A 6415-nucleotide genomic window follows, 5' to 3' on the forward strand; every position below is an offset into this window, starting at 1 on the left:
TCCGCTCGCCGGACCCGCCCCATCTGGCGGTGCTGGAACGTCCCGGCTTTGTCAGGGCTGCTCCGACCCGGACCGGCACTACCCGGGCCCAGGCTGCCCCCAGCTCCACCCGCCCTACCGCGACAGGGCAGGAGGCGAAGGTCTCCCACCTCCACTCGAACCACAGCGCCTCACGGCGCAAACAAGATCTGCGCCAGACCCCGATCTCACCAACGTAATCATTCTCATCCGGATCAGTGGTCTGATGTCATTGCCCATGGCGGGGTGGATGGCGGGGGCGGGACATGCGCAGACGTCTGTTGTCACGGATTCGGCACCAACCGGGCGGCGACCAGCGGATCGGGGGACGGCCAAGCCACGAGCCCGCAGGTCCCGAGTTAGCTGGCCCGGAGCCCGCTGGCCCGGAGGAAACGCGGGAACGGCGGCTCGCGCGGCTGAGAGCCCGACTGGAGCGGTTCGACACGCACGGTGATCCGTCGGCGATCCTCGACCCCCAGGCTCTCGAGGGGATTGAGGAGCTGCTGAGCACGACCGCGGACCTGCAAACCGTGTACGTCGCCGCCCGGCTGCGCTATACCCGCTTCATCGCTCTTTCTCCCACCGGCGGCCAGGAGGATCTCGCCACCGCGATAGTCCTGTTCACCGCCCTGTCTGAGGCCGATCCGGCGCGGTTTTCCCAGGACTTTCTGGCCTCGTTGGAGCAGACCTTCGTGGGCAGTCTCGACCTGTGGACGGCCGAGGCCGCGAGTCGGTTGACGGACGCTGTGGCTAGCGAAGATCTGCCGGGGTTACCGGAGGCGATCGACCTGCTCACCCGGACGCTGGCCGTCATGCCGGACGACCATGCGGGCCGCGTCGTCTGTCTGTCCAACCTCGCGACCGCGCTGCGGGTCCGGTACGACCGGTCAGGGGAGCCGGTCGATCTGGACCTGGCGATCGACCTCAACCAACAGGCGCTGGCACTCACCCCGGTCGACGGTCCCGCTCGGGCCCAGATACTGGCCAACCTCGCGGTCGGCCTACGGCTCCGGTTCGATCGGGTGGGTGAGCAGGCGGATCTCGCGGGAGCGATTGAAGCGGGTCGCCGCGCCGTGTTGCTTACCGCGGCCGACGACGCCCACCGCGCCGATGTCCTGGGCGCTCTCACCATCGTCCTGGCCGTCGCCCCCGACGGTCGGCTGTGGGGTCCGACCGGTCTGGACGGAGCGGTCGAAGCGGGCCGGCGGGCGCTGACGCTCATGCCCACCGATGATCCACTGCGGCCCGAGATCCTGACCGTCCTCGGTCTCGCGCTGGTCACCCGGTACGAGTGGGTGGGGGAGCTGGCGGATCTGGATGAGGCGATAGACGGCCACCGGCAGCTGGCCATGCTCACTGCCGACAGATCCGGTGCTGCTCTGCACCTGACCACTCTCGGTCTCGCGCTGCAGTCCAGATTCGGTCGGGTGGGGGAGCTGGCGGACCAGGACGAGGCGATCGACCTCCACCGCCGGGCGCTGGCGCTCGCACCCGCTGGCGGCCCCCGTCGCACGCTGATGATGGCCAATCTCGGCAGCGCCCTGCATACCCGGTTCGAACGGCTGGGTGACCTGGCGGATCTGGACGAAGCGATCGACGTCGGGCGACAGGCGAGGGCCGTGGCCTCGGCCGACGATGTTGCGGGTGCCATAAACCTGTCCAACCTCGGTCTGGCTCTCCGGCTGCGCTTCGAGCGCGTCGGTGAGCGGGCCGACGTGGACGAGGCGGTCGAGGTCAGTCGGGAGGCGGTGGCCGCGACTCCGGTCGACCACGACAGCCGGGCCGGCTGGCTCTCCAACCTCGGCATCGCGCTGCGGGCTCGCTTCGAACGGGTGGGGGCACTGGCGGATCTCGATGAGGCCATCGACGTGTGTCGGCAGGCGTTGGCCGCGACCGCTGTCGGGCGACCCGGTCGGGTCAGATACCTGGCCAATCTCGGCATCGCGCTGCGCACCCGGTTCGAGCGGTTGGGGGAGATAGCCGACCTGGAGGAGGCGATCGACGTGAGCCGCCAGGCGGTGGCAGCCGTCCCCGCCGATCATCCCGGTCGATTGTTCGTCTATCTGGCCAATCTGTCCGCGCTGCTTCGGGACAGATACGAGCGGTTGGGCGAGCCGGCGGATCTGGAAGAGGCCATCGGGATCGGCCGGCGGGCGGCGAACGGTGCTCCCCTCGACCATCCGGACCGGGTCGGACTCCTGGTCAATCTGAGCAGTGCGCTCAGGGTTCGCTATGAGCGGGCGAGGAAACCGGCCGATCTGGATGAGGCGATCGACGCCGGTCGCGACGGGGCCGAGATCACCGTGGCTCCGCCGCGTAACCGGGCGATCGCGGCGTGGAGCTGGGGGCTGGCCGCGGCTGTCGGCGGTCGGTGGGAGCAGGCCGTCGCGGGTTTCGCCCGCGCGATCGATCTGCTCGCGCTGGTGGTCCAGCGTGGCCTGACCCGGTCGGACCAGGAGGGCCTGCTCGCCGAGTTCGGCAACCTTGGGCCCGACGCCGCCGCCTGCGCCATCCACGCCGGCTGGCCGGACCGGGCCGTGGAACTCTTCGAGCAGGGCCGGGGGGTGCTGCTCGGGCAGGCTTTGGACACCCGCACCGATCTGAGCGCCGTCGCCATTCACCATCCCGACCTGGCTGACCGGTTCACCGATCTGTGCCGCCGACTGGACCATTCGGACCCCCCCGAAGCTTCGACCCGGGATCCCGGGTCCGGCCCGGTCGAAGTCGCCGGTGGCGGGCCCGGCGTCGGCGCGGCCGGTGCCGGGGAGCGGCAGCGTCGGCGGCGAGCCGCCGACGACCTTGACGAGACGATCGACCGGATCCGCGCGCTACCCGGTTTCGAGGATTTTCTCCGCCCGCCCCGGCTGGCCGATCTGCGCTCCGCGGCCGCCGACGGCCCAGTCATCCTGGTGACCGTCTCCCAGCATGGCTCGTATGCGCTGATCCTGACCGCCGATGGACTCCTGCCCCCGGTGCCGCTGCCCGGCCTCACCCCCGCGGTGGTGCTTGACCGGGTGCGGGACTTTCTGATCGTGCTGGCTGCCTCCCGCCCGGAACAGGATGGAAACGGGCTGGTCGGGATCCTGGGCTGGTTGTGGGACTGCCTGGCGGCCCCGGTCCTGGACCGGATCGGCGTGACCGACCAGCCGCCCCGCAACCCGCCCGGGCCACGGTCGGAGGAGGCCGGCTGCACCGGCGGGGGACATTCGGAGCAGGGGAGCAGGGCCGGTTGGCCCCGGCTGTGGTGGTGCACATCCGGGCTGCTGTCGTTCCTCCCGATCCACGCCGCCGGCCGGCATGAGACGCGGCACGATCCGATCCCCGCTACTCTGCTCGACCGGGCGGTCAGCTCGATCACCCCGACCGTCCGCGCGCTGACCCACGCCCGCCGCGCTCGCGCCGACCCTTCCGGATCTGGATCTGGATCTGGATTCGGGCTGGTTCGCCCACCCGAGCTCGCGGGCGGCCCCGAGTTTGGGCGTGAGCCGGGGCGGGGGGCGCGGCCCGGACTGATCCTGGCGGTCGCGATGCTGCACACCCCGGGCGCCTCCGACCTTCCCGGCACGGAGGTGGAGATCCGTCGCCTTCAGTCGCTGTTCCCCGGCCGCGTCGCGCGGCTGACCGGAGCGCGGGCCACCCGCGACGAGGTGCTGGCGGCGCTCCCGGCGTACCCATGGGCGCATTTCGCCTGCCATGGGTACGCCGACCCGGAGAACCCGTCGGCCAGCCGGCTCCTGCTCACAGATCACGAGGAGAACCCGTTGACGGTCGCTGACATCATCGGTCTGCGTCTGGCTGGCGCCCGGCTGGCGTTTCTTTCCGCCTGCGAGACCGGCCGCCCCGGGGTCCGGTTGGCCGACGAGGCGATCCATCTGGCGTCGGCGTTCCAGCTTGCCGGCTACCAACACGTCATCGCCACGCTCTGGCCGGTCGGTGACACGCCCGCGGCCGCGCTGGCCGACGCTGTCTACACCGCGCTCGGGATCTCCGGCCACGGTCCGTCCGGCGCGACGGGTGCCTTCGACCCCGGCCGGCCGCTCGACGTGGCCGGTGCCCTACACGACGCGATTCTCGGGCTGCGCAGGTTGTGGCCGGATGCGCCGGCGGTCTGGGCCTCTCACATCCACGCCGGGGCCTGAAGCACGACCCTTCCGGTCCCACGCGACCAGCTCGCCCACGCTCCGCCCGGCCTCGTTTGCTCCCCCGTCCCGCCGGTGCCGCGCCGTACCGGAACATCCGTGCCCACAATGAGCTCACGTCCACGCCACTCCCGAGGGTCGTGATCGGCTGCTACCCGATCACACTCTTCCTCGGGAAGCAGATCGGTGAGCGTTCGCCTCCCGCCGAGGATGCTCGACGGCTCTGGACATCCGACGTAAAGGGGCGGCGCACCCTGCGTGACTGGATCGGGCCGTGACTGCGGCACATCCCCGCCGCGCTGCGGACAGGCCAGGGGCTGGCGCTTTGGATGCGCGGGGACTATCGGGCGCCAGACCGGCGCCGGATTGATCTCGCCTTCACCAGCTCCGGTCGACGCTGGCCAGCACCGGTCTGATGACATGGGCGGGTGCCGGCGACGCGATGGGGACCTCGGATCGACGAGCGGTTCGCTCGGCCGCTGCGGCGCGGGCTGCCCGCGTCGGCCCGGACACCGGGGGTGCGCGTGGTCGAGGCCGCCGGTGCGCTGCTGCGCGTCCGCGACGTCGGACAGGGGCGGACGCTGGTGTTCGTCGCGGATCCGCCGGTCACCGTGGAGGCGTACAGCGAGGTGATCAGCCGGCTCGCCGGGCGTCACCGGGTGGTGGTCCTCGAGCCGCCGGGATTCGGTTTCTCGACCCCGCCGGCCGGCTTCGACGGCTCCTTCGCCGCGACCGCCCGGGTCATCGAGGCATTCCTGGCTGGCCTCGGCGGTGCGCCGATGGGGCTGGTGTTTCCCTGCGCGTTCGGCTACCTCGGCCTGGACATCGCCACCCGCCGCCCCGACCTGGTCGACCGTCTCGTGCTCACGCAGGCCCCGGGCTGGGCGCAGGAGATCGCCTGGCGGGACGCCGTCGCCCGCAGATCGCCGCTGCGGTGGCCGGTGGTCGGCCAGCTCCTCCTGCGGCCGTGCGCGCCGCTGGTCGCCCGCTCCTGGCTGCGCGCCGCCACGGCCGACGCCACGCTGACCGGCGCGCTCGTCCGCCACAGCGACGCCGCGTTCGCCGCGGGGGCGATGTTCGCCCTCGCCACCGCGTTCCAGGCCTACCTCGGCGGCCCCGCGCCGACCCTGGCGCCGGCCGTCCCGGTCACCCTCCTCTGGGGCGACGCCGACCGGTCCCACCACGCCAGCGATCCGCAGACGCTACGCGACCACGTCCCCTCCGTTCGTATCCACCGGTTGCCCGGGACCGGGCACTTCCCCGAGCTGCAACGCCCAGACGCCCTCGCGGCCGCCCTGGCGCTCGACGGAACGACGTGACACCTCCGCCCATGGCATCCCACTGTCCGTGACAGCCGGAGGGACCGTGCCGGAGCCCGCGGTCCACGCCCAGCTCGCCCAAGCCGCCGCCACCGCGCTGGGCGTGCTGGCGACGCTGCCGGCCTCCCGCACCCCGGCGGTGGGTCGCGGCGGACGCCGGGTCGGGGAAGTTACAGGGCTAGCCAGGCCCCCGCGACACCGGCGACGGCCACCAGGACGCCGAGGACGGCGAGTCCAGCCCTGCCGCCGGCGCGCACCGCGGCCGGCAGGATGGCCCCGTCGGCGCGATGCAGGATGCCGTTCATCAAGCCGGCAACGACGGAGATGGCGACGATCGCCGTCGCTGCGAGGACGACCGTGAGGCCAATGAGCACGGAGCACTCCCGAGGGGCACGAGGTTGCCCGACGCCTTGATCGCGCCGAGCACCGCGCTTCCCCCACGGCGCTGCCGATTTTATGAGGTCTCGGCGGGGGCATCTTCCCCGGCCACCTACTGGATCTTGTCGGAAACCGATCAGTTTTCGACAGGCCTGAGGGCTATCGCCGGCATCGTTGAATCCCCGCCGTTATGATCATGGTGGTGGTTCGGGGGATCTGTCGTCTCGGGCGCGCAGGAGACGTAGGACGGCCATCGCGCGGCGGACGCGTGCGGGGTTGCGGCTGCACAAGGCGATGATCCCGGCGAGCAGGGTCAGGACCGCGTCGGGCAGGTAGCGCAGGAAAAGGACGACGACGATCAGGACCGGGGTCGCGGCCACGCCTGCGGCGACGATGCTCATGGCTGTCCTGCGCGCACTGTCACCGGCCGGCCGAACGAGGGCCAGGCAGCCGCGGCCAGCGCTGGTACCCGACGGGGGAAAGCGGGGTACTTGGGGCTCGCCTCCCGCCGGGTACGCCACGGCATGCCCATGACACCCGGGCCGGTTGGGGGTGGTGGGG

At 71.8% G+C, this 6415-nt stretch carries 4 protein-coding genes; 2 read left to right on the plus strand and 2 right to left on the minus strand.

The window, feature by feature from the left end; all coding sequences use genetic code 11:
- Positions 1-284 precede the first annotated feature (284 nt).
- Both NBZ83_RS29070 and NBZ83_RS29075 read left to right on the plus strand, forming a co-directional pair.
- The gene (locus NBZ83_RS29070) at positions 285-4157 is read left to right on the plus strand and encodes a CHAT domain-containing tetratricopeptide repeat protein (RefSeq protein ID WP_261576228.1); all 3873 of its coding nucleotides are present in this window, start codon (positions 285-287) and stop codon (positions 4155-4157) included.
- Between the two features lie 428 nt (positions 4158-4585).
- A complete protein-coding gene (locus tag NBZ83_RS29075; RefSeq protein WP_261576229.1) occupies positions 4586-5476 on the plus strand; it encodes an alpha/beta fold hydrolase in 891 nt (296 codons plus the stop codon).
- A gap of 170 nt (positions 5477-5646) precedes the next feature.
- Here NBZ83_RS29075 and NBZ83_RS29080 read toward each other — a convergent pair whose 3' ends face one another.
- Together NBZ83_RS29080 and NBZ83_RS29085 are read right to left on the minus strand one after the other, a co-directional pair.
- On the minus strand, positions 5647-5850 hold the full coding sequence (locus tag NBZ83_RS29080) for a hypothetical protein (protein ID WP_261576230.1): 204 nt from the start codon (positions 5848-5850) through the stop codon (positions 5647-5649).
- 198 nt (positions 5851-6048) lie between these two features.
- Complete coding sequence (locus NBZ83_RS29085) at positions 6049-6255, minus strand: hypothetical protein (RefSeq protein ID WP_261576231.1); 207 nt, start codon at positions 6253-6255, stop codon at positions 6049-6051.
- Positions 6256-6415 lie beyond the last annotated feature (160 nt).

This window comes from Frankia gtarii (assembly GCF_025403375.1).
In the GTDB taxonomy this organism is placed as follows: Bacteria; Actinomycetota; Actinomycetes; order Frankiales; family Frankiaceae; genus Frankia; species Frankia gtarii.

Coding starts and splice junctions, on each gene's coding strand:
- NBZ83_RS29085 (WP_261576231.1), bottom strand. CDS start 6,255: ATGAGCATCGTCGCCGCAGGCGTGGCCGCGACCCCGGTCCTGATCGTC.
- NBZ83_RS29070 (WP_261576228.1), top strand. CDS start 285: ATGCGCAGACGTCTGTTGTCACGGATTCGGCACCAACCGGGCGGCGAC.